This is a genomic window from Pirellulales bacterium (genome assembly GCA_019694435.1).
In the GTDB taxonomy this organism is placed as follows: Bacteria; Planctomycetota; Planctomycetia; order Pirellulales; family JAEUIK01; genus JAIBBZ01.
Map to the genome: position 1 here is coordinate 25,488 of JAIBBZ010000009.1, position 23,791 is coordinate 49,278.

At 64.2% G+C, this 23,791-nt stretch carries 15 protein-coding genes and 1 rRNA gene; 8 read left to right on the forward strand and 8 right to left on the reverse strand.

The window, feature by feature from the left end:
• Positions 1-76 precede the first annotated feature (76 nt).
• The 3 genes from K1X74_09365 to K1X74_09375 are packed head-to-tail and all read left to right on the forward strand — an operon-like array spanning position 77 to position 2,358.
• The gene (locus tag K1X74_09365; protein ID MBX7166541.1) at positions 77-871 is read left to right on the forward strand and encodes a MotA/TolQ/ExbB proton channel family protein; all 795 of its coding nucleotides are present in this window, start codon (positions 77-79) and stop codon (positions 869-871) included.
• Positions 872-922: 51 nt separating this feature from the next.
• Complete coding sequence (locus K1X74_09370; GenBank protein ID MBX7166542.1) at positions 923-1,627, forward strand: hypothetical protein; 705 nt, start codon at positions 923-925, stop codon at positions 1,625-1,627.
• Between the two features lie 14 nt (positions 1,628-1,641).
• On the forward strand, positions 1,642-2,358 hold the full coding sequence (locus tag K1X74_09375) for a flagellar basal body-associated FliL family protein (GenBank protein MBX7166543.1): 717 nt from the start codon (positions 1,642-1,644) through the stop codon (positions 2,356-2,358).
• A gap of 25 nt (positions 2,359-2,383) precedes the next feature.
• On the opposite strand, the gene K1X74_09380 is transcribed toward K1X74_09375, so the two are convergent.
• On the reverse strand, positions 2,384-2,893 hold the full coding sequence (locus K1X74_09380; GenBank protein MBX7166544.1) for a hypothetical protein: 510 nt from the start codon (positions 2,891-2,893) through the stop codon (positions 2,384-2,386).
• A 224-nt stretch (positions 2,894-3,117) separates the two neighbouring features.
• On the opposite strand from K1X74_09380, the gene K1X74_09385 reads away from it, so the two are divergent.
• Positions 3,118-5,388, forward strand: coding sequence for a tetratricopeptide repeat protein (locus tag K1X74_09385; protein ID MBX7166545.1), 2,271 nt, complete (start codon positions 3,118-3,120; stop codon positions 5,386-5,388).
• Between the two features lie 218 nt (positions 5,389-5,606).
• On the forward strand, positions 5,607-6,464 hold the full coding sequence (locus K1X74_09390; GenBank protein ID MBX7166546.1) for a PEP-CTERM sorting domain-containing protein: 858 nt from the start codon (positions 5,607-5,609) through the stop codon (positions 6,462-6,464).
• Positions 6,465-6,499: 35 nt separating this feature from the next.
• Here K1X74_09390 and K1X74_09395 read toward each other — a convergent pair whose 3' ends face one another.
• From K1X74_09395 to K1X74_09405, 3 genes are all read right to left on the reverse strand, one after another.
• Positions 6,500-8,686 (reverse strand): hypothetical protein, encoded by a 2,187-nt coding sequence (locus K1X74_09395; protein ID MBX7166547.1) that lies wholly within the window; start codon positions 8,684-8,686, stop codon positions 6,500-6,502.
• Between the two features lie 388 nt (positions 8,687-9,074).
• Positions 9,075-10,597 (reverse strand): 16S ribosomal RNA (locus K1X74_09400).
• A gap of 439 nt (positions 10,598-11,036) precedes the next feature.
• Entirely contained in the window at positions 11,037-12,230 is a 1,194-nt protein-coding gene (locus K1X74_09405) for a trypsin-like peptidase domain-containing protein (GenBank protein MBX7166548.1), read from the reverse strand.
• Positions 12,231-12,650: 420 nt separating this feature from the next.
• On the opposite strand from K1X74_09405, the gene K1X74_09410 reads away from it, so the two are divergent.
• The gene (locus K1X74_09410; protein MBX7166549.1) at positions 12,651-13,592 is read left to right on the forward strand and encodes a hypothetical protein; all 942 of its coding nucleotides are present in this window, start codon (positions 12,651-12,653) and stop codon (positions 13,590-13,592) included.
• 495 nt (positions 13,593-14,087) lie between these two features.
• Positions 14,088-18,290, forward strand: a complete 4,203-nt coding sequence (locus tag K1X74_09415; GenBank protein MBX7166550.1) for a hypothetical protein — start codon at positions 14,088-14,090, stop codon at positions 18,288-18,290.
• Between the two features lie 90 nt (positions 18,291-18,380).
• On the opposite strand, the gene tsaD is transcribed toward K1X74_09415, so the two are convergent.
• Together tsaD and K1X74_09425 are read right to left on the reverse strand one after the other, a co-directional pair.
• Positions 18,381-19,418, reverse strand: coding sequence for a tRNA (adenosine(37)-N6)-threonylcarbamoyltransferase complex transferase subunit TsaD (gene tsaD / locus K1X74_09420; protein ID MBX7166551.1), 1,038 nt, complete (start codon positions 19,416-19,418; stop codon positions 18,381-18,383).
• A complete protein-coding gene (locus K1X74_09425; protein ID MBX7166552.1) occupies positions 19,415-20,797 on the reverse strand; it encodes a S41 family peptidase in 1,383 nt (460 codons plus the stop codon). The genes tsaD and K1X74_09425 overlap by 4 nt, the downstream gene beginning before the upstream one ends.
• A gap of 525 nt (positions 20,798-21,322) precedes the next feature.
• Between K1X74_09425 and K1X74_09430 the strand changes: the two genes are divergently transcribed.
• Positions 21,323-22,036, forward strand: coding sequence for a PEP-CTERM sorting domain-containing protein (locus K1X74_09430; protein ID MBX7166553.1), 714 nt, complete (start codon positions 21,323-21,325; stop codon positions 22,034-22,036).
• On the opposite strand, the gene K1X74_09435 is transcribed toward K1X74_09430, so the two are convergent.
• Together K1X74_09435 and K1X74_09440 are read right to left on the reverse strand one after the other, a co-directional pair.
• On the reverse strand, positions 22,033-22,707 hold the full coding sequence (locus tag K1X74_09435; GenBank protein ID MBX7166554.1) for a methyltransferase domain-containing protein: 675 nt from the start codon (positions 22,705-22,707) through the stop codon (positions 22,033-22,035). The two genes, K1X74_09430 and K1X74_09435, sit on opposite strands and share 4 nt — an antisense overlap.
• A 48-nt stretch (positions 22,708-22,755) precedes the next feature.
• Positions 22,756-23,757, reverse strand: coding sequence for a DUF1207 domain-containing protein (locus tag K1X74_09440; protein MBX7166555.1), 1,002 nt, complete (start codon positions 23,755-23,757; stop codon positions 22,756-22,758).
• Positions 23,758-23,791 lie beyond the last annotated feature (34 nt).

Here is a 23,791-nt window from a genome sequence, read left to right on the forward strand (position 1 = left end):
CGCGGACGCCGATGGCCGTCCGTCGGCGTGGGCCCGGAACCTCCCTCCCTGCTTCTCCTGCCTCGCGGACACCACCATGGATATTGCAACGATTGCAGGCATCATCGGCGGCTTCGTCTTGATGCTGGTCGCCTTGTTCATCGCCGGCAGCCACGGCGGCGGCGTTTCGCTGACACAGTTCGTCGACCCGCCGGCCGCGATCATGGTGCTCGGCGGTGGCTTGTGCGTCGTGATGACCAGCGTGCCGATGGGCGTGTTCCTCGGTCTGCCCAAGGCCATCATGGGTGTGATCATGCCCAAGCGCGAAAACCTGCCGGGTCTGGTTGCCGAAATCGTCGAGCTGGCTGAAGTCGCCCGCCGCGAGGGACTCCTGGCGCTCGAACGCAAAATCGCCGACATCAAGAGCGCCACGCTCGTGTCGACCATTCAGATGGCCGTCGACGGTACCCGGCCCGAGGTCATCACCGAGATCATGCACAAGACGATCGAGGTGGCTGAACACCACATGCACGTCGAAAAGAAGATGTTCGAGATCATGGGCAAGTGCGGTCCGGCGTTCGGGATGATCGCCACGCTGCTCGGGCTGATCTTGATGTTGGGTAACCTCAGCGATCCCGACTCGATCGGCCCGACGATGGCCATGGCGCTCGTGGGCACGCTCTACGGGGCCGCGATGGCGAACATGATCTGCATGCCGTTGGCCGAAAAAGTGGCCTACTACGGCAAGGAAGCGATCAGCGCCCAGCACATCATCCTCGACGGCATCCTGGCGATTCAGGCCGGCGACAACCCGCGCGTGGTCGAGCAAAAGCTCAGCACTTACCTGGGTCACGCCGCACACAAGGATCACAAGGATAAGAAGGCCGCCTAGCGGTCGACGCCCCGCAGAATGACGATCGCGCATTAAAGAACACGCATTGCCATGGCCAACTGTCCTGAATGTCCCGAAGAAGGCTTGCCGGAATGGATCATGTCCTATGCCGACATGATCACCATTCTCATGGCGTTCTTCGTGGTCATGTACTCGATGGCCGGCAAGACCGACGAGAAGAAGGCCGAGGCCGTGGTGCGTTCACTGCGCATCTGGCTGGGCGGTTTTCGCGGGCCCGGGCCCGACATGCATTCGCAGCGCACGACCACCGCGCCCGAGCGTGGCTCGTCGCAGCCAACCAACTCGGTCAAGACGTTTCAATCGCGCGAATCGACCGCCGCCGGCGGCACGATGTATTACAAGGTCGATCAGCAGCAACTCGACGACGAGGACCGGCTGCAGCTCGACATGGCCGTCGAGGTCTTGGCGGGCAAGCGTCACCTGGTCGAAATTCGCGCCCAGGCCAGCCGGCGTCCGCTCCCGCCCGACTCCGGCTTCGAGGACCACTACGCCTTGGCTTATCACGTCGCCAAGCTGGCGGCCGATTACCTGGTGGCCCGGGGGATCGAGCAAGAGCGGATTCAATTGCGCGTCGCGGCGCGGCCGGGACCGGGCACGGCGGCCAGCGACCGGATGCTGCTGAGTCACGACTGCCGTGTGGACGTCTTCTTGCTCAACGAAGTGCTGCCGGTCGATCTGCCCGAGGGCTCGCCGAGCGCAGCGGCGGAATCCGAAAATAGCCCAGATCACTCCTGACGAAAAGAATCACCATGAGCACGCCCGAAGCCTCTGTCGCCGCCCCCGCCAGCTCGCAAGGCCGCTTTCGCAAGCGACTCGCCTTGTTGATCATGGCGAGCATCCTGGTTGTGCAAGGCGGCGTGGCAGGCACGTACTTCCTGCTGTTTGCCGAGAGCAGCGGCTCGGTGCCTGCCGTAAAAGAGCCGGTCCCGGCAGAGCACGGCGATGCCCACGCTGACGGCCATGGCGACGCGCACGGCACTGCAGCGCACGACGACCACGGCGGCAAGCACGAAGAGCCCGCCGAGGATGAGCACGGCGACGCCCATGCCGCCGACGCCCACGGTGAGGAGGAAATGGAGGAAGAGGAAGGCGTCGACGACGGCGGCGAACACGGGGGCCACGGCGGTCACGGCGAAGCCCCGCCCGGCAGGATCGAGGTCGATCTCGGTGAGTTCAGCGTGTCGGCCTACCACGAATCGCGCGGGCAGACGATGTTTGTCAGCTTCCACCTTTATGCGCTGATCGATTCGAAGCGCGAGGGCAAGTTCACCAGCCAGTTCGAGAACAACAAGCACCGCATTCGTGAGAAGGTGCTGGTGTTGTTTCGCGGCGCCAAGCTGGAAGATCTCAGCGAGCCGGAATTGCGCTCGCTGAAGGGCCAGACGCTCGAGGCGCTGAATTCGTGCTTTTCGAAGCCGGTCCTCGACGAAGTCATGTTTAGCGACTTCGTGATCGTCCCGCAGTGAGTACCGGCCGCCTGCCGCGCCGCGGCTACGCGGCTTCGGCCAACAGCACGCCGAACGCAAACGCGTCGTGCAGTTCCTGCTCCATCCGCGTCAGGGCCTTGGCGGCGATGCGCTGTTTGAACCACAGCCCTTCCTTGGCCAACGTCCGAATCTGGACGCGCGACGTGTAGCCCTGCATTTCCAACACTTCCACGGTGACTACGGCGGGCGTCATGTTGAGCAGGCCCACCATCAGCACACCGCGCACCAGTTGGCGTGCGCCCGGGTCGATGACCTCGCCGTCGTAAAGACGGCCGTCGGCCTTGAGCACATTGCGGGCCTTGGCCAGAAGGGCGGCGGCCGACGCCTGCAACACCAATTCCCGCTCGAGACGCTCGGTGGGCATGAACCGGGCCGTGTGACGCATCGCCCAGGTCATGGCCGCTTCGGAGATCTTGTCGAGGGCCGGCGCGCCGGCGAGGGCGCCGCCCAGTTTCGCTCCTTGGGCGCCGGCCTTGGCCAGCTCCTTGATCAGCAGCGTTTCGTCGTCGCTCATCCGGCGTCCGCTTTCCGAGAGGTGATTGCAGAGGGCCCGCCGCCCTCGTCACCGGCACTTTTCCCTCATCGGAAGTGCTGCCTGAGCGACTTGACCAGGCAACACGCGCGCCGGACGAGTCGCCGCTAGCACGTCGCCAATTGAGGGTCCCGGCGCGGGGGGCTAGAATGCCCCGCTCATGGTTCGAAACGCAGCACTTTTGGCGAAATAACCGGCAGCAAACCTTGCCCCGCGCGTCGCGTCAGCACGAGTCGTCCCGCAGCGCTGACCTCCGCCGCCTGGCGGCGATTGCTGTCCTGTTCCTCGCGGTCGCAACGGCCATCTATGGCCAAACCGCAACGTTCCGCTTTCTCGGCTACGACGATCCGTTCTACGTCGTCAACAATCGCCACGTCCACGAAGGGCTGAGCTGGTCAGGCCTCGCCTGGGCTTGGACCAGCGTCCGGGCGTTCTGGCATCCGCTGACTTGGATGTCGCATCAATTGGATTGGCAGCTCTACGGCAACCGACCCGCTGGCCACCACGTCAGCAACGTGATCTATCACCTGGCCGGAATTCTCGCGGCACTGATGGCCTGGTACCGGCTGACGGGAAAAGTCTGGCCGGCCGCGCTCATTGCCGGGCTGTTGCTCGTACATCCGTTGCGCGCCGAAAGCGTGGCCTGGGTCGCCGAGCGCAAGGGCCTGTTGGCCACGTTGTTCTGGATGCTGGGGCTCTGGGCCTATGCGGAGTATGCTCGCCGGCCGTCGTGGGCGCGCTATGCGCTGGTCGCCGGTTGCATGGCCGCAGGCTTGCTTTGCAAACCCACGCTCGTGACGTTTCCTTGCGCGTTGTTGCTCTTAGACCTCTGGCCGCTGGGCCGCTGGAAGCCCTGGACGCCGCCGGATTTGAGTGCGCGCGGTCCGTACCTCGTCGCCGATCCGCCGCTGGCCCAGCGTTCGTTGCCGGCGCTGCTGTTGGAGAAACTGCCGCTGTTTGCCATCGTCGCCGCCGCCAGCGGTGTGGCCGTATTGGCCGAGCAGGAGTTCGGCGCGCTCGATTGGATTCCCCAGCTGACGCTCGCCAGCCGCGTTGAAAACGCGGTCATCGTCTACTGGCTCTACCTGGCCAAATTCGTGCTGCCTGCGGGACTGTCGTTCTTCTATCGCCATCCCGGCAATGCAGTCTCGCCCGTCGCGGCTGCCGTGGCGGCGATGGCGTTGCTCGCCGTGACGGTGGTCTGCGTGCTCCAGGTTCGCCGCCGGCCCTTTGCGCTTGTGGGCTGGTTGTGGTTTCTTGGTACGTTGCTCCCGGTGATTGGCCTCGTCCAGATTGGCGGGCACCGTATGGCCGACCGCTATGCCGATGTCCCGATGATCGGCATCTACGCGCTGTTGGCCTATGCGCTGGCCGAGTTGGTTGCGCGCGTCCCCGCCGCGCGCGAGCCGGTGGTTGCCGCGTGCGTGGCCGTGTTCGGCGCACTAGGTGCGGTCAGTTATCAGCAAGCCTCCTACTGGCACGACGACGAGCGATTGATCGAACACGCGCTGGCCGTCGATCCGGACAACTACGTGGCGCTGACCAACCGGGCGCGGCGCGCCATGGACGAACAACGGTTCACCGACGCGATTGCCGATTGCCGGCGGGCCCTGGCGATTCACCCTTACAATGCCGCGGCCGCGTCGAACTTGGGGCTGGCGCTGGATCGCGTGGGCGAACACGACGAGGCGCTCAGTTGGCTGCGCAAGGCGGTCGAACTGGCTCCGCAGGCAGCGATCAATCGCATGAATCTCGCCCTGGGGCTGGCCGGTCGCGACCAGATGGCGGAGGCCGAAGCGGAGTTCCGCGCGGCCGTCGATGCAGATCCCGACAATGTCCCGGTGCGACGAAACTTTGCCGTGTTCTTTGCTCAGCAACGCCGCTTCGAGGAAGCGGTGGCGATGTTTCGCTCGATTCTGACCATTGAGCCCGACAACTTGCTCGACCGCGGCAACCTGGCCCGCACCATGCTTGCGCAGGGTGATCTGGACGGCGCGATTACCGTGACGACCGAGGTCCTCGCGCGCGATGCAAAGTTTGGCGAGAGCTATGCGCTACGCGCCGATGCATTGGCGCGCCAGGGCAAGGCGCCCGAGGCGGTGGCCGACTTCGGACGCGCCAGCCAGCTCGGGGCGTTGCCACCGGCGATGTTGATGCGCCTGGTGTGGATTTTTGCGGCCGATCCCCGGCCAGAGGTGCGCAACCCGGAACAGGCGCTGGCCCTGGCCGAGCGGCTTGCGCGAATGACCGGCCAGCGCGACCCGGCGGCACTCGACGCCTTGGCCATGGCCCTAGCCGCGACTGCCCGGTTCGACGACGCCATTCGCACGGCCCGCGACGGCGCCGACTTGGCGCGCCGAGCCGGCAGGGCACCGGTTGCGGCGATCCTCGAGCAGCATCTAGGGCTCTACACGCGGCGACAACCGCTGGCGGCAAACTACGCCGAGCTGGCCACGGCCTGGGATCGGGCCGGTTGATCGCCGGAGGCGCAGGCGGCAACTCTGCCGCACGCAGTCGCCCCACCCGTTGTGTGGGTATTCTCGTTGACAGATTTTTCTTGCGGACGCCCCTCGGTAGTGGTACAAGCCGTAGAAATACGGGCGCTTTCCGCTTGGCGCAGGGATTCTGGCTCGAACGTCGCCGGACGCCGAACGGTATGTAGCGCGCCCTGACTCCCCGGCCAAGGAGTGAGCTCATGAAACGCTGCGTGTGGGCGGTGCTGTGCGTGGGGTTGCTCGGCTCTTGGTTGCTCCAGGAATCGGTCGCGGCGCCGATCTTCGGCACGGACGATTCGTACGCGGCCAATGTGTTTTGCGATACGCGCCATCTCGGCCGCATCGAGATCGATCACTACCGTTCGTACAAGGATGCCGCGAACGCGACGGGGGGCGTGCAGATCGACGGCCAGTTCGCCGGCGCGGCCGACGGCTGGAAGCTGCATTGGATCCAGGCGATCGTGTTTGACGACGATCCTTTGGCCTGGCGGGGCGACGGCATCACGATCGTCGATGCGCCGTACGTCGATACGCCTCCAGGAGGCTACGTCGGGCCGAACAATGCGTTCGACTACCTGGTCTACTACGACGAAGGCGAATTCCCCACGTTCTTCGATCAGCCGTCGACCAGCCTGTTCACGATCAAAGACAACGAGATCGTCAGCGTCGAGTTCGAGACCTGGCTCGTCTGCGTCTGCGAAGAGAATCTCGGTGCGAACGACACCTTGGCCTCGGACGACAGCTATGTCGTGGCCCCGCTGCTGGGCTTCACTTGGGGCTACACCGGCTCGTACTTGAGCGATCTGCCGCCGCCGGGCGACACGCTCAACGACTTCGACATTACCAAGTCGACGTTCAACTGGCTGAGCGCGCCGACGCAAGGCTGGATCGATTCGCTGGACAAGGTTTACGGTGCGGAAGACCTCGACCGTTACAACGTGACGCTCGTCGACTGCGAACTCTGCCCCGAACCGTCGACGTTTGTACTGGCGGCGCTGGGGCTTGTGTCGCTGGTCACGTTCCGCCGCCGGACACGGCACCCGTCGTCGTCCGGCTGAAGGAGCGGCCGTTTGCGGCCGGGTAGGGCAGAAGCTTAGCGCACCGCGGCAGTCGTCGTGCTCGCCGGGGGCTGTACCGGTGCGCCCTCGCGGTAATCGAACGACAGCACGACCCAGCCGTCGCCATAGTCGAGTGACTTGGGCACGAAGTTCTCGGTCAGCTTCCGATCGATGGGCAGTTGCGCCATGGTGAATCGCAACTGTTCCTGGAACAGCATCTCGAACCGCTCGATGACCGCGGTTTCCGAGTCGGTGAGTTCCGCATTGCGGTCGCCGAAGGCGATGCCCGGCCCGCGGAATTCCAGCGGCCCCTGCCGCTGCATCAGGACCGCGTCGCCGTCGAGTTGGAGTCGATAGCGGGCCGAAACCGCCAATGGGATGTTCATCTCTTCCGCACCGGCCGTGATCTTGACGCAGCGGACCGTGATTTTCACGCCGTCCGCGGCGACGTCCACCTCGAGCGGGTCGGCCGGAGCCGCGGTCAGCGACCACGGTACGCCTGCGACGTTTTCGAAGCCCTGAGGCGATTCGCCCAAGACCTGGTCGAGCACGCCGGACAGTTCGTGCGATTGGATCGTACGGTCGGCCAGCGTCGTATTGCAGAGGTTGTTGACCGCCGATTCATGCATCGCCAGGCACAGCGCCGCCGTGTCGTCGAATGCCGGGGGCCAGCTATCGGCGGCCAACTGCGCGGGCGAGGCGAGTGTTCCTTGCATACACAAATGCGCGGCGGTGGTCGACAGCCGCACGTCGCGCGGGTAGATCCGTTCCTTGGTCAGCGGTGCGCGCAGATCGCGGGCCAGTTGCTCGTTCATGCCCGCCACGAGCCGGGTGCCTTCCTCGGTGAATCGTCGGCGGAGATCGTCGGCGGCTTTCCGCGACGTGCGCTGCTCGCTGCCGGGGCGGCTTTCGACCAACCGCTGCCACCCGATTCGCCGCGCGATTCGGTCGCGCAAGGGGCCGCGGAAACTCGACCACACACCGTCGATCGCCAGTTGCGTGTCGGCATGTGTTTGCGTCGGCAAGGCACGGACGACTTCGCCGTCGGCGATCAACTGCGTTTCGCCAGTGAGTTGGGTGCGGCCGTGCCCGGAGAACCCGACCGGACCGCTACGGCCGTCGAGGCTGGTGTCGAGCGTGCCGGTGAACTGCATCCGGAACGCCGCGACGCTGTCATTGGGCACCAATTGCATGGCCACGCGGCCGGCCAGGTGTCCTTGGCCCGTGATGACTGCGCCGCCGCTCGATTCGCGGAGCGGAATCTGTTCGCTCAACTGGCGTTCGAATCGGCTGAGAAATACTTCGTCGGCGATTTGCACATAGACGTTCGGCCGCAAGAACCGGCGTTCGACGGCACGCATCTCCGCGGTGCGCACGCCGTGCCGATCGAGCCAGGCGAGGCATTCGCCGATATCGCGCTGCGGATTGCCGCGCCGGCGGGCTTCGGCCCGTTCGAGATACTTGGCGAGCCTGGCAAGCTGACTGCGCACCTGCAATTCACGGTCGGGCAGGTTGAACGCACGCAGCGAGCGGCAGTAGTCGGCCAGCGCGACGCGCACCGCCGCGAGTTGGCTGCGCTCCAGCCCCGCGTGGCCGGCTGTGAACCGGCCGAGGGCTTCCTCCAGCACTTCGAGCCGCGCTTCGGTGCCGCGCTGCAGTTCCGCGTGTAGAGCATCGAGCTCGAGATACGTGCGCCAATCGGCACCCGGTCGCGCTAATCCAGCGAGGTGGCGATCCAGGGCAGCAAGCGCGGCTTCGAGCTGCAGATGCTGCGCGTCGAGCGGCAGCGGTGGCAAGGGCGTTGCGCTGGCCGTTTCGGTGATTCGGGCCGCCAGTTCGCCGGCGGTCGGTTCGGGCGAATTTTGTAACAAGCCGGCGAGCGAGCCGCGAACCCGGGAAATGGGCGGATGCCACAAGACCGGCAGCCGCTCGTGGTAACGCGAGTCATGCTCGTAAAGCGTGATCAGGTCGGGGCCGGCCGGCGAAGCAAGCTGGGCTCGCAGCTCCTCAGTTTCGAGCCAGGCCTTCCAGCCGGGACCGTGCGGCCCCACCGAGAGATAGTCGTCCTGGGCGTCGAGCGCAGAGCTCAGTTCTGCCTTGAGGCGCAGCCGCCGGGCAGCCAGGTCTTCGGCCCGGCCCGGGGTCCCGGCCAAGAGTACGAGCGCAACGGTCAGCACAACCGCTTCAAAACCCGGCAGCAATCGCAATCGACGACGGCACATGAGTGAATCCCTCCGGCTAGCTTTTGGGCCGGCGTTCGGTCGGCCCTAGCCGATAGGCGCAAGAGGCGTCCGCTTGCAACGTCCGATTGGTCCGGAAAGCCGAAAAATCGCGTCGCGCGGGGCACAGCGTCACAAACCTACCCGCGCCTGGCGATTGCTGCGCGGTCAGTTGACGAAGATTTCTTCGATCCGGGCGAACGGCCTAGGCCGGTAGCGGAGAAAAAAAGAACCCCCGGGAGCTGGCTAGCCTCCCGGGGGCCTTTTTTTGGTTGATTCGGTAGTTTGTCACGGCCCAACCGAGGTTGGTGAGTGACGGGCCACAAGTTTGCCAAGAACAGCGTCCATGGTTCCGCAACGATGTCACCATCGAAGCGGTAATCATCCTTAGAAAGGAGGTGATCCAGCCGCAGGTTCCCCTACGGCTACCTTGTTACGACTTAGTCCCAATCGCGGCGTTTATCTTCGGCGCTTAGCTCCTTGCGGTTACCTCAGCGACTTCGGATACCCACCACTTTCGTGGCTTGACGGGCGGTGTGTACAAGGCTCAGGAACACATTCACCGCGGTATGCTGACCCGCGATTACTAGCGATTCCGGCTTCATGCAGGCGAGTTGCAGCCTGCAATCCGAACTGGGGCATGTTTTTTGGGATTTGCTTGGTCTCGCGACTTTGCGTCCCTTTGTGCATGCCATTGTAGGACGTGTGCAGCCCTAGTCATAAAGGCCATGAGGACTTGACGTCATCCCCACCTTCCTCCGGTTTAACACCGGCAGTCTCACTAGAGTCCCCGGCATGACCCGCTGGTAACTAGTGACAAGGGTTTCGCTCGTTAAGGGACTTAACCCGACATCTCACGACACGAGCTGACGACAGCCATGCAGCACCTGTGCACGTTCCACCCGAAGGCGTGGCCCTGCTTTCACAGGGTTAATCCGTGCATGTCAAGACTAGGATAAGGTTCTTCGCGTAGCCTCGAATTAAGCCACATCCTCCACCGCTTGTGTGAGCCCCCGTCAATTCCTTTGAGTTTCAGCCTTGCGACCATACTCCCCAGGCGGAGCACTTAACACTTTCGCTACGATCGGAAAGTTATGGAAGACTCTCCAATCCAGTGCTCAGCGTTTACAGCTAGGACTACCGGGGTATCTAATCCCGTTCGCTCCCCTAGCTTTCGTGCCTCAGCGTCAGAAAAGACCCAGTGAGCCGCTTTCGCCACCGGTGTTCCTTAGGATATCAACGCATTTCACCGCTCCACCCTAAGTTCCGCTCACCTCTGTCTCCCTCAAGCACGGTAGTTTTGGGCGCAGTTCCTCGGTTGAGCCGAGGGATTTCACACCCAACTTTCCGCGCCGCCTACGCACCCTTTAAGCCCAGTGATTCCGAATAATGTTTGTACGGTTCGTATTACCGCGGCTGCTGGCACGAACTTAGCCCGTACTTCCTCTGAGGATATGTCAAACACGGAGGAGTACCTCCGCGCATTTCATCCCCTCTGACAGCGGTTTACAACCCGAGGGCCTTCATCCCGCACGCGGCGTCGCTCGGTCAGGCTTGCGCCCATTGCCGAAGATTCTCGACTGCAGCCACCCGTAGGTGTCTGGGCAGTGTCTCAGTCCCAGTGAGCTGGGTCGTGCTCTCACACCCAGTACCCATCATCGCCTTGGTAGGCCGTTACCCCACCAACAAGCTAATAGGACGCGGACTCATCCCCTGGCGGAGTCACACCTTTGGTCCGGAGACATCATCCGGTATTACCTGCAGTTTCCCGCAGCTATCCCGGTCCGGGGGGCAGATATCCACGCGTTACTCTCCCTTTCGCCGCTTTCCACCCTTGCGGGCTTCTCGCGCGACTTGCATGCCTAATCCACGCCGCCAACATTCATTCTGAGCCAGGATCAAACCCTTCAAAAATTTGACTGCATCTCAACCCTCCCCCGAAAGGGCGGGTTGAGGTTATGAGCCACCGAAAGGTTTGTTGGGGCCGCTCTGGAGCACGTCGTGTACGCGCCCATAGCTCCCCGACTTTGCGGTCCAGGCCAAGCAGGCTGACGCCCGCCCAGCACAGAACCATCGCCGTCTTGGCTGATTTTTCTTGGGGCCACTACCGAATTGCCAAAGAGCAGAACCGACGGCTGAGCCGCCGGTCTCGCCCGTGAGCTGAGGTGCTGTTGGTCCTCGCGTTGCCGCGATTCCCGCTAGCACATAACCTCACTGGCGAGCCCTGAAGTATATCGATCGCGCGTTAGCCGTCAAGCACGCTTTTGCGAGAACTCGAAAAACTTTTTTGCCCGGCTGCGCGACCGCCTACTTGCAGCCAGAAAGCACCGAATTCTACGCAGTTCGGCACCCGTTAGTTCTCGCTCGACGCCAGCCGAATTCGCACTTGCATGCGCTGGCCGTCACGCATGAAGAGCAACAGAACCTCTTCGCCCGGCTCGTGCCGTTCGACGGCCGTCAGGAATTCGTCGGCCGAAGTCACGGGAGTCTCGTCGACTTGCACGATCAGGTCGGCCGCGCCGCGATCGATGCGTTCGTACACGAACGGGCCGCGCTGCTTGCGCTCGACCTTGGGGCCGCGCAGGCCGGCACGCTCGGCGGGGCCGCCCGGCGTCAACGCGGCGATTAGCAGGCCCTTCTCCGTTTCGAACACGCGGGCAATACCCACGTCGGGGCGGATCACGCGGCCCCGCGCGATCAGTTGCGGCACGATCCGCTCGATGATCGTCGTCGGGATCGCAAAGCCCACGCCGGTGTTCTGGCCGGTCTTGCTGGCGATGGCCGTGTTCATGCCGATTAGCCGGCCTTGCGTGTTGAGCAGCGGTCCTCCCGAGTTGCCCGGGTTGATGGCCGCGTCGAGCTGAATGATCGACTTGAGCGTCCGGCCGCTGCGCGTGGGTAGCGTGCGATTGAGGCTCGAGATCACGCCCGTCGTAAAAGTCCTTTCCAGTCCGAAGGGGTTGCCGATCGCGAACACCCGTTGGCCGACGCGAAGGTTCGAGGCATCGGCAAAAACCACGGGAAAAAGCGACTCCGGCGGGGCTTCGATCTTCAGCACGGCGATGTCGCTCGCCGCATCGCCGCCAACGCGTTTGGCTTCATACTCGTGGCCGTCGAAGAGCGTTACCTGGATGGTTTCGGCCTCGTCGACAACGTGAAAGTTCGTCAGCACATGGCCCTGCTTGTCGATCACGATGCCCGAGCCGGCGCCTTCGGCCGGGATATCAAACAGCAAGAACGCGTCGGTCTTGGTGACCCGGGTGTTGATGTTCACCACACTGCGATTGGCCATCTCATACACGCGGACGAAGATGCGCTCTTCCGAGGTCAAGTTCGGGTCGGCGTCGATCGCCGCCAGTTCGTCCGAGCGAATCGCTTCCAGCGGCGCCGAGGGGGGCGGCGCAAAGCGTCCTTGCTGCGGACGCGCCGCTTGCGGGGCCTGTGCGCGGACTTCCGATCGCCAATCGATCTGCCCGCCCAACAGCAGCACGACGAGCGCACCGGCACATGCCGATGCGCCGCAGGCCATTAGTGTCTTTTGAGTCATCGCGTCGGCTCCCAGCAATTCCGCAAATTCGCGTCTACGTAGCCAAACATATGCAAACCGCGCGGCCGCGCGGAGAGCGATAGCTCGCTCATCGCGATTCGTGCAAAGCCGATGCGGCGCCAGGAAGCTGGTGCGCCGTGCTTGCGGCGAGTTGAGAAAAAATCGGCGCGCAACGCACGCTTTTCGCGAGCGGTCAGGTTTGCGCAATGGCTGCTGTTTGCCTAATGCCCCCAGCTTTGGTGCTCCGATATTTTTTGCTAGCAGCCAGGGCGTCGAGTGGCACAGCGTGAGCTACACGGCCCCGGCCGCTTGCGTCCGAACGCCAAACGAAACCGACCAAGGGAGGATGAGGCAATGCGGTGGTCGAGATTGATTGGTGCTCCGGTCGCGGCGGTGCTCCTTTGCCTGGGAGCACAGGCCGTGCCCGCAAGTGCACAGGTCATGACGGCAATTCCGGTGACGGCCGGTCAAGTCATGTACCCGCTCGAGTGGAGCGAGGTGCAGGCCCTCGGAACGATTGTGCTGTTGAGCGGCCAGGCCAACTGGCACGTTGGCGAACCTGTTGCGGCCGAACCCGAGGTGGCGGCCCAATTCATCCCCTCGGCCGAGTTCGAGGACCAAACCCCCGCGCCGCGTGACACGCTCGGCTGCACGGCGTTTGGCAGCCCGCTCGAAGTGATTCTGGCGCTGGCGGCCGACACGGTGGGGGGGCAGCTCGTTCAGCGGTTTTATGCCGACTATGTGGCTGCGATGGAATCGGCGGCCTGGAGCATGGACTTTGGATTTGCCTACGGCTATTCGCGCGGCGACAACGAGGCTCCTGTCGCTGCTGACGAACCGCGCGTGGGCGACTCGGTGGAGCTCGCGGCCGATCCCCGGCACAGCCTGGGAAATGACGATTGCCTGGCAATCAACCATCGCGAGGGCAGCACAAGCGTTGCTCAGCCCGCGACAGATCGATTCGCGCCGATCGGCGATTTCTACGCCAATTCCTGGCTCAATGGCGTCGTGCCAAGTGATTGCGGCGGTTTAGGCATGCCGGTGACGGGCGTCTGGGTCCGTCCGGCCCCGGCAGCGGCCTTCGATGCGGCCGATCTTGGTCTCGTCGCGCGGGAAACCGCCAGCTTCCCTCGCACCGTGGCCGCCCCCGCTCGACCGCCGCTCTCCGTTGAAGAGCAGCGTGCGCTGGCCGCGCGAGGTGCGCAGCAGTTGCTCGATGCCACGGCAGTCATTCTCGAGCACCTGGGGGGTAGCCTGGTTGATCTGGCGCGGGTTCTGAAGCCTCATCGTCCGGCCCCTGACGCGGTTGAGGCCGCTCAGCAGGCAGCGGTGATGCCCGAAGACCTGCACCTGGGACTGTAACACGCCGGTCGTCGTCGGCCGCTGGCACCCGGCCGACGGGACCACCAATCAACGAACCGACCTCATCCTCGACAGGGTGGGCGGGCCGCTGCAGCGGTTCGCTCACCCTGTTTTTCGTTGATCGTGGGTACCGCCCCTGCCTTCCCGCGGAATTGTCGCCATTGCCAAGGCAATTCAACGGACGGTTCCCCGCAGGTAGCCGAATTCTTGGCCCCGGCCGGCGGCCATGGCACGGCGGCTGCGGCCTACGGCCGGACCCGTCGCTGGGCCTTGTTAGAGCAGCCGCGCCGATCGTAGCGGCCAGACGGGCTCCGGGACCGCTGCGGAACCGCGGTCTGGGGTGGATTTTCCTTGGTGGAAAGCTTTACGGCTGAATAGAATAGGCGAAGTTCGCTTAGCCCGGCTGTTGATCAGCTCGCACACCCAGCCGACTGCGTCGTCGCGCGGAACACGACGGCGCGCCCCGGGCGAGATCTCACACGGAGTTCTCCAGTCATGGCGCAAGTCATTCGCAATTCTGCATTCTTCTTGGGCCTCGCGGCTTGCTGCGCGTGGGCCACGGCCCAGGCCGCTGAGCCTGCGCCCGCGAGCCAAGAGGCGGCTCGCTTGGGTCAATTCGTCAACGACGATGGCCAATCGTATTTCGTGCTTGCCTTGCGTCCGCAAGAGCGCCCGGCGGCGGCTGCAGCGCACGATGTGGTCGTGCTGTTCGACACGTCGGCCAGTCAGACCGGCGTCGTCCGCGACAAGGCCTTGGCCGCATTGCGTGCCTACCTTGCGGCGCTAGGGCCGGAAGACCGCGTGCACCTGATGGCGGTCGATCTTGATGCGGTGCCGCTTTGCGAAGGGTTCGTACCGGCTGCGGGCGACGAGATGACCGCCGCGCTGAACAAGCTCGCCGGCCGCGCGCCGCTGGGTTCGACCGACATGGGCGTGGTGCTTGCGAAAGCGGTATCCGCGGCACAACAAGCCGAACATGATCGCGCGGTGGTTTACATCGGCGATGGCATGAGCGTGGGGACTTTCGTCGGCACCGACGAAATGCAGCGGCTGACGCGCGAATTCGTCGCGCAACGTGCTCCGGTGTCGAGCCTGGCGATTGGCCCCAAGACCGACAATCAATTGCTGGCCGTGCTCGCGAATCTAACCGGCGGCATGCTCTCGATCGACGTGCCTCAGACGACCGCCGCCGAAGCGGGCCAGTTCCTCGCGGCTGCAACGACCGAGCCGGTCATGTGGCCCGGCAGTGTGCGACTGCCCGAATCGTTCCAGACCGTTTATCCGGCGGAGATACTGCCGTTGCGAGCTGATCGCGAAACCGTGCTGTACGGTGTCGGCGGCGCGAGCGAGCCATTTGAACTGGAGATCGCCGGCGAACAGCGCGGCGAAGCGCATGCCCTGAACTGGACGGTGACTCCGACGCCGGCCAATGACGATATGTCGTTTCTTCCCAAGCTGGTGGAGCGTGCCTCGCACGATGGCGGGCTGAGCGTTCCGACCCTGGGTGTCGCCGGGTTGGCCGAAGTGCGTCAGATGATGAATCGGCAGGTCAGCGATCTGCGTGAACTCGGCCAGCAGGCGATCGCCACCGGCGATTTGGATCAGGCCGAGCAATTGGCCGCCGAGGCGAAGCGGATTTCGCCGACGGATCCCGAGACCATGGCCCTGGTGGGAGCCGTGACGCGCGCCCGCAAGCAAGGGACCTCGATGCAGCGTGGCAATCGAACCGCGGCCCAGCCCGCCGCCGGGCAGCCGGGTGACCTGCGGCTCGCGCGGCAGGCACCGCCGGCGCCGGTCGAAGAAGTCGTGCCCGGCACCGTGCGCGAAGGCGATGTCGTCACGGAAGATCCTGGTTTGGCCGACGACAGCGGCGAGTTCCTCAATGAAGTCGAAGAGGAAAATCGCATCTTGAACGAGGCCGTTCAGGCCCAGGTGCAACAGGCCTTGAACAACGCCCGCGCGATCATGGCTCGAGAGCCCGACGTGGCCAAGAGCAGCCTCACGCTGATGCAGGAACAAGTCCGGCAGGCGCCGGCACTCGATCCGGAGCTCCGCGAGCAGTTGCTGGCGCTGATCGAAACGGGCCTGCGCCAGGCGGCCGCACAACAAGTCGTCAGCACCGAACAGGTGATCAATCAGCAGGCCCTCGAAGCGGCAGCCCGTGAGCGCGAACGCATCAACCAGGCGCTGTACGTCCGGGAACAGCAGCTCACCCAGATGATCGCCCGATTCAATGCCTTGATGGATGAGGAGCGATTCAAGGATGCCCGCGCCGTGGCGTTGCAGGCCCGCGATATCGATACTCGCGGGCGGATCGCGGCCCAGGCGGCGCATTTTGCCGCGATGGGCGGTGCGATCGATATTGCTTACAAGCTGCGCGTGCAGCGCTGGTACGCGGTGGTCGACGCCCTGGAAGCAGTCGAACGATCGCACGTGCCAACATCCGATGAACCGCCGATTGTCTATCCCGATCCGGAAGTCTGGCGGCTGCTGACCGAGCGGCGCAAGCAGTTCGCCTCGGTCGACTTGTCGAGCACCAATGAGGCCGAGAAGAAGATTCAGCGCGAGCTGGATTCGCCGACCGAGTTGGAATTCGTCGATACGCCGCTGACCGACGTGCTCAACTACCTCGGCGATCGACATGAGATCGAGATTGAAATCAACCAACGGGCCCTCGACGACGCGGCCATCGGGTCCGATACGCCGATCAATCGTTCGCTGCAGGGGGTTACGTTGCGCAACGCCCTGAAACTGATTCTCACCGACCTCGAGCTGACCTACGTGATCGACAACGAGGTGTTGCTGATCACGAGCAAGGAAGACGCCGAAACGCGGCTGGTGACCAAGGTCTATCCGGTGGCCGATCTGGTGGTGCCCGTGAGGCCGATCAACGTCGGCGGCGCCGGCGGTTTCGGTGGCGGTGCCAGCGGCGGTTTCGGCGGTGGCGGCGGCGGTGGTGGCTTCGGTGGCGGTGGCGGCGGCTTCGGCGGCGGTGGCGGTGGTTTCGGTGGTGGTGGTGGCGGTTTTGGCGGCGGCGGTCAGTTCAACGTCGGCAACAACCTGCTGCGCAACAACGCCCTCCGCAATTTGCTGCCTGCCAACGGCAACGGCTTCCAGGCGTTTGCCGTCGAGGACGAGTTGCGCCTATCGGGCGACAGACCGGCCGCGGCCAATGCAGCCGGGACCAGCGACGAGACGGCTTCGGACGCCGCGAGCGCGACCGCGCCGGCCACGCGCGCCGACGCGCAGCCGGCTGCCGGCGAGCCGGGCGAGCAGCGCGTTCCCAAGATTGAATTGACCGTTGCCGAGGGTGCCGATCCGGCGGTCGCGTGGAATGAATACTTCGGCCAGCACAATCCGACCGACTTCGCCGTGCGCGACGCGGCGCGGCGCTTGATGAAGGCTCAACGCTTCGAGCACGTCGTGGCCCTGATCAACTCGGCGCTCACGCACGGCCATCCGCAACCATGGATGTACGAAGCTTTGGGGATCGCGATGGAGGCCGCCGGCAAGCCCGCGGCCGATATCGAACGGTCGCTCATGTCGGCGGTTGATTTCAGCGACAACGCCATGGACCTGCTGTACGTGGCATCCTACCTCGGCCGCACCGGACACGAAGCTCGCGCCTTGGCCCTGTTCCGCAAGGCAGCCGAATCGCTGCCGGGCCGGCACGAACCCTATGCACTGGGACTGCAATTGGCTCAACGTCTGAACGACGTCGATGCGATCGAATGGGCCACGACCAATCTGCTGGGTATGGTGCTGACGGGCGCCGACGCGCCCTTGTGGGACGAAGCCCACCGCGTTGCGGCCGCCACGCTCGACAAGCTCGAGAACGACGGGAAGAAGGAGGCGGCCGACGCCTATCTGGCCCAGCTCGACGATGCCGTGTCACGCGACGTCGTCGTCGTCGTCTCTTGGACTGGCGATGCCGACGTCGATGTGATGGTCGAAGAGCCGGCCGGCACGGTCTGCTCGTTCCGCAATCCGCGGACGACCGCGGGTGGCACCCTGCTGGGTGACGCGATTCCACAACAAGGCGATACGACGCAGGGATCGCTCCGCGAAGTCTACATTTGCGCCAAGGCTTTCCCGGGCGAATACCGGATGTTGTTGCGGCGCGTCTGGGGCAAGGTCACTGCCGGCAAGGTGACCGTCGAGGTCTACAATCACTATGGCGCCAAGAATCAGACGGTCCACCGCGAACAGATTCCGGTCGACGAGTCGGACGCCGTCGTGAAGTTTCAGGTTGCCGATGGACGGCGCACCGAGTCGCTGTCTGATCAGATTGTGGCCACCGCGGCCGGCGAGCAGTTGCAGATTCGGCAAGAACTGTTGAACCAGCAGATTAACGCCCTGGGTTCTCAAAACTCTTCGTCGCTGCGCGACCTGGCCGTGGCTCGCAACCTGGCCGCCCGAAACATCGGCAACAGTGCCGTAGGCTATCAACCGGTGATCGTGACCTTGCCCGAAGGCGCGCGGTTGTTTGCTCGGGCCGTCATTTCCGCGGATCGCCGGTATGTGCGTTTCAGCGGGGCGCCAATCTTCTCCGGCGTCGGCGAGGTGAACGTGTTCAACTTTGCCACGGGGCAGACCTCCTCGGGCTCGGGCGGCACCGGCGGGCAGGGCTTCAGTGGGGGTGGCTTTGGTGGCGGCACCGGCAGCTCGGGGGGCGGTACCGGCGGCGGCACCTTCTAGTCCGCGCAGCGCACCCGCAGTGGCACGACAACTCGACGCCGCCGGCAGCCAATGTCGGCGGCGTTTTCGTTCGACGGCATGTGCACCGCATCAGTTGGAAACGGTCGGGCGCAGCAGGCCCGGCTGGATGTCGATGTCGAGTGGCTCGACGAGCCCGGCCCGCAGGCGCTCGAAAGCAATCGCGCCCATCACGGCGTTGTCCGTGCACAGCTCGGGCGGCGCGATATGCAGCTCGACTTGCTGCCGATTGCACGCGTCACGAAGCTGTTCGCGGAACAAGCGATTCGCCGCCACGCCGCCGCCCACGCAGAGCCGCCCGTGACCAGTTTTGCGCAGTGCGGCGAGCGCTTTGCCCACCAGCACTTCGACGACCGCGGCTTGAAAGCTGGCCGCCAGGTTGGCCACGTCTTCCGAGGGCAGGCGCAACGCGGAAAAATCAATCCGTCCCGGGCCGGCGATGGCGTAACGCACCGCGGTCTTCAGCCCGCTAAAGCTGAATTGCAGATGGGGCTCGTGGAGCATCGGTCGAGGCAGGTCGTAAGCGCGCGGGTCGCCGTTTGTCGCTGCCCGTTCGATGGCCGGCCCGCCCGGAAATCCGAGCCCGAGCATGCTGGCCACCTTGTCGAACGCTTCGCCTGCGGCATCGTCGATGGTTGAGCCCAGCAAGTGAAAATCGAGCGGCCCGTCGCAGCGATACAGGCTCGTGTGACCGCCGCTGACAATCAGACCCACGCAGGGAAAGACCTCGCGCCCGGCGGCGATGCGGCAGGCGTAGATGTGAGCCTGCAAGTGATCGACGGCCAGCAGGGGCACATCGAGCGCCACGCACAGCGCCTTGGCTGCCGCCAGTCCTACGACCAGCGAACCGGCCAGACCGGGGGTCGTCGCCACGGCCACGGCATCGATCTCGGCCAGCGTGCACTGTGCTTGCCGCAGCGCCTGATCGATCACCGGGAGCATCGACTCGACGTGTGCCCGCGAGGCGATTTCGGGCACGACGCCGGTAAAGCGGGCATGTAACTCGTGTTGGGTGGCGACGGCCGCGCCCAGGACGGCCAGATCTTCGGCCACCACCGCGGCGGCCGTTTCGTCGCAGGTCGATTCCAGCGCCAGCAAACGGCGTGTCACGACTGGTCGGCGCTCATCTGACTGCGGAGATACTCGAGCGCCTTTCGCAATTGCGGATCGGCCGAGGCCGGATCGTCGGCCTCCGTCTTGCCGGCCTCGTCGCCCGCTTGCTGGGTGGCGTCCTGGCCGGGTTTGCCGTGTCTCTGGACGACGTCGCGCTGCCGCCGGTGCTCGACCATGGCCAGCAATTGCTCGTCGTCGAGCTTGACTTCGAATCCGTCATTCGGCTTCACGCCCCATTCGTCCGATTCCTTGGCATCCGGGAAGCGGTGAATGTTATGTCCGTTAGGGCGCTGGTAGCTCGCCGTGGTGAGCTTCAAGGCGCTGAGTCCGCCTTCGAGCTCGACGACGTTCTGTACGCTGCCTTTACCCCAGGTGCGCTGGCCGACGATGATGGCCCGGCCGTGGTCTTGCAGGCAGGCCGAGACGATCTCGCTGGCGCTCGCGCTATATTGGTTGACGAGCACGACCATGGGAAAACCTTCGTAAGTTCCGGGTTTTTCCGCGTCCCAGACGCGCTCGTCGGTGTTGCGTCCCTTGGTGCTGACGATCCGGCCATCGGCAATGAACATATCGCTGACCTCGATGGCGGAAGTGAGCAGTCCGCCGGGATTAAACCGCAAGTCGAGGATCAAGCCGCGCAGTCCCTGCTTGGTTAAGCTGTCCATGGCCTGGTGCAATTCGTCGGCCGTTTCGCGGCTGAAGGCTGTGATGCGGACGTAGCCGATCTTCCGTTCTTCATCCAGCAGGAAGTTCCACGAGTCGTCTTCGTTGCGGTGATCGCCGAGCACGGTCTCGACCTCGATCACTTCGCGTTTGAGCGCAACCTCTTCGGTCTCTTCATCGCCGGGATGCAGCACGGTGATGTGCACCTCGGTGCCGGCCTCGCCCTTGAGCCGCTGGACCGCCTGATCGATCGTGATGCCTTCGGTGCTTTCACCCTCGATGGCCGTAATTCGATCGCCCGAGCGGAGGCCCGCGCGGTAGGCCGGCGTGCCGACCAACGGGGTGTGGATGATCAGGTGTCCGTCTTCGATGCCGACTTGAATGCCGATGCCGCCGAAACGACTTTCGACGCTGTCGCGAAACCTGCTCATCTCCTCGCGGCTGATATAGCTCGAATACGGGTCGAGCTTTTGGAGCACACCTTGGATCGCGGCTTCGATCAGCTCGCGGCGGCTGATGTCCTGGACATAGTTCCGTTCGACTTGATCCATCGTGTCGACGAGCACTTTGTAGAGCTCGTAGTACTCATCCTGCGAGGCGGCGGCCGCATCGGCCGCGGGGGCCGCCGCAGGATCGGCCAGAACGCCGGACGGCAGCGAGAATCCGAGCAACAGGCCCGCCAACACGACGCAGCTTACGAGTCGCTTCCGCACGATATGCCTCCGTCTTGAAACGCCGCGGGGCCGGGCGATTGCCGGGCACGCCGGCGCCGTGGTCCGCCAAGCCTCGGCGCAACTGTCAACCATGACACGAGTTATCGATGAAGTATAGGCCTCGCGTCGCGGTCAAACAAGCTTTGTCCTCGCATTCCGCACCAGACAATCAACCCTCGCGCTCCGGGGCGGGCTGCGCGTCTTGCCTGGGTCTCGATTTGACTTGCATCGGCAGGCGCAATCGAGAAGATAACGCTCATTGCACGGTGATTTTCGCAGGACTTCGAGTATCGCTAGTGCGTCGGAACAAGTGAGTCTTCGGTCGCGCCGGTTCGGAATCGCGCGATCGCCCCTGTTGCTCCGGGCAACACGGTAATTCGCCGGGCTCACTCTCTCGTTCATCTTGCCGACCGATTCGTTGGCGCAGGCCTGTGCGCGAGTAGCGCCAGTCGGTTGTTTCATTCTGCTCGTCCTGCTCGTCGGGCTTGGTGTTTCACGAACCACTGCTAAGAGAGGAATCAACGGATGCTGGCTCCCTTGCGAATGAGTTCGATTTGTCACGACGGCTTCGTCCAGTGCGGCCCGGCGCTCCTGGTGCTGGGATTCCTGGTCATGGTTCTGCCCGCGGCGCGAGGCGCAGTGATTTTCAATAACGGCACACCGCAACTGGTGCCGACCCCAGCCCAGGGGGCGTTGTTCGCCGACGCCAACCACGTGAGCTTCACTGAGGCCGCTGAGAATTTCAGCCTCGGCGCAGGTCAGAACGTGATTCGCGATGTGCACTGGTGGGGCATCTACAACACCGGCACGGTCCCCGCGGCCGACGCATTTACGATCCAGGTCTACAACAACAACGCTGCCGCCCCCGGCACGGTCAACACGACGCTCAATCTTCTCAACCTGACGCGGACCGCCACCGGCACGACATTTTCCGGCCGCATGCTGTACTTGTACGACGCGGTTGTCGCCGACGTGGCCCTGACGGCCAGCACCACCTATTGGTTGGGCATCTCGAATAATTCAGGGGGCAACGACTGGGCCTGGGCACAAAGCGCCAATTCCGGCGGCAATGCGCATCAATACTCGGTCGCCAACGGCAGCTTCTTTCAGTCGAACAAATCGTTGGCGTTCAACTTGACGAACGAGATCGTGCCCGAGCCCACGAGCCTGACGCTGCTGTCCACGGGCATGGCCCTGTTGGGCTGGGCGAGCCTGGCTCGCCGGCGACGGCGCGGCTAGCTCCGCAGCGCCGATTCGACGCGCATGTGATGCACCCATGCCGGCGGTACGTTCGACCAGACCAGCTCGCGCTGAACTTCGTGCTGGTCGAGCGCGCGCTCCAAAGCCCGGCCAATACCGGCGAGCCGCGCACGCTGGCGAGCATTGCTTACGAACGAGCGTGCGGGACGGACGCCGACGTATTGAAAGAATGACAGCGTTCCGCCCGGACGCAGCAACGAACACATACTGGCCAGCAACTGTTCGACCAGTTCCGGCTCGAAGTTGTTGAAGGGCAATCCCGAGACGATCGCGTCGTACGTCGGCTCAGTAGGCAAATGTTCGACCGCGCAGTGGAACACCTGGGCGCGCGGCGCCACGCGGCGAAAATGCGGTTCGTGTTCGAAGCGGTGGTGCAACCGCTCGACGAACGCCTCGTTCAATTCGACCAGGTGCAAGGTGTCGGCCTGGCCCATTTGCCCGATGATCGTTTCGGTCACGGCGCCTGTGCCGGGCCCCACTTCGAGCAGCCGGCGCGCAGGAGCTGTGGCGTGCTGGTCGGCGCCGGGGTGCAAATGCCGCGTCAACGCCTGGGCAAGTTTCTTGCCGCTCGGCAGCACGGCCCCGGTAGTGTGAAAGTTTCTGCGGAATTCCTGGAAGAATACCCGGTGGTTGGCCCATGCTCGCCGCATGCGTGTGCGTTCCTTGCAGTTCAACCCCGGCAGGCCGGGAGCCACCGCTCAGTAGTCGTACCAGATCCCGAATCCGTATTGCTGTTCTATACGCGTCAGGAACTGGAATTGATTGCTGTGCCCGTAGAAATACTGGAAACCGAGCCGGAACAAATGCCGGTTATAGTCGCCCCTCCATTGCCAGCCCACCTGGGCGACAAAGCTGCCTCCCCAGTCTAACTCCTGGTGGAGGTAGCCGTTAACGGCCGCAAACGGCGCCCCGGCGATGCCGGTGGGCCAGGCGGGGCTGAATTCGGCCCCGAACTGCGTCTCCCAGGCTTCGGCAGTGCCCGAGGTGTAGAACGCATAGCCGACTTCGCCGTAGAGCCGCACATCGGGCGTCAGGAAGTAGCCCTGACCGAGTACAAGCACGTCGCGGCTGTAATTGTCTCGCACCAACGTCGGGTCGTCCTCGAGCAGCTCGTCGCCCAAGTGCGAGCTGAGGTGATAGTAGGCCACCTTGGCTTGATAGGCGCCCACCGCATAGGTGATCGGCACGCCGAAGCGAAAGTCGACCGACTGCAGATCGCGCTCGCTGGTCAGATCGAGCCGCGGCAAGGCGGCGCCCTCGATATCCAATTGCCAGCCTTCCGGAGCTTCGAGGCTGTTGTTGCCGTAACGCACGATGCCCGCGCGGCCGCCCAGGGTGATGTCCCAAAAATTGCCCACGCCCTCGGTGTGCTGAAACACGCCGCCAAAGCGAGGCTCGTTCGGGCCGGCCAGGTACGACCGGTACAACAGTCCGTCGGGCAGCAACGTCCACTGCCAGGGGCTGCGCACCGCGGGCGTGGGCCCGGCAAATCCCTGCGGGAAATAGGGGCCAGGCCAGAAATGCTGCTGCGGCTCGCCGTAGCCAGGTACCCGGTAGGCATCGCCATCGATCACCAGCGGCTCTTCGACCGTCAACTCGCCCGCGGCGACGTTCAACGCATCCGGCGGCGGCGATGCGTTGGCCGCTGCGGCGATTCCCGCGCAGGCCACGATCAGCAGGAGTGTCCTGGTAGCGAACATGATCGGGCGATGACGCGCGGACGGGGCAGGCAGG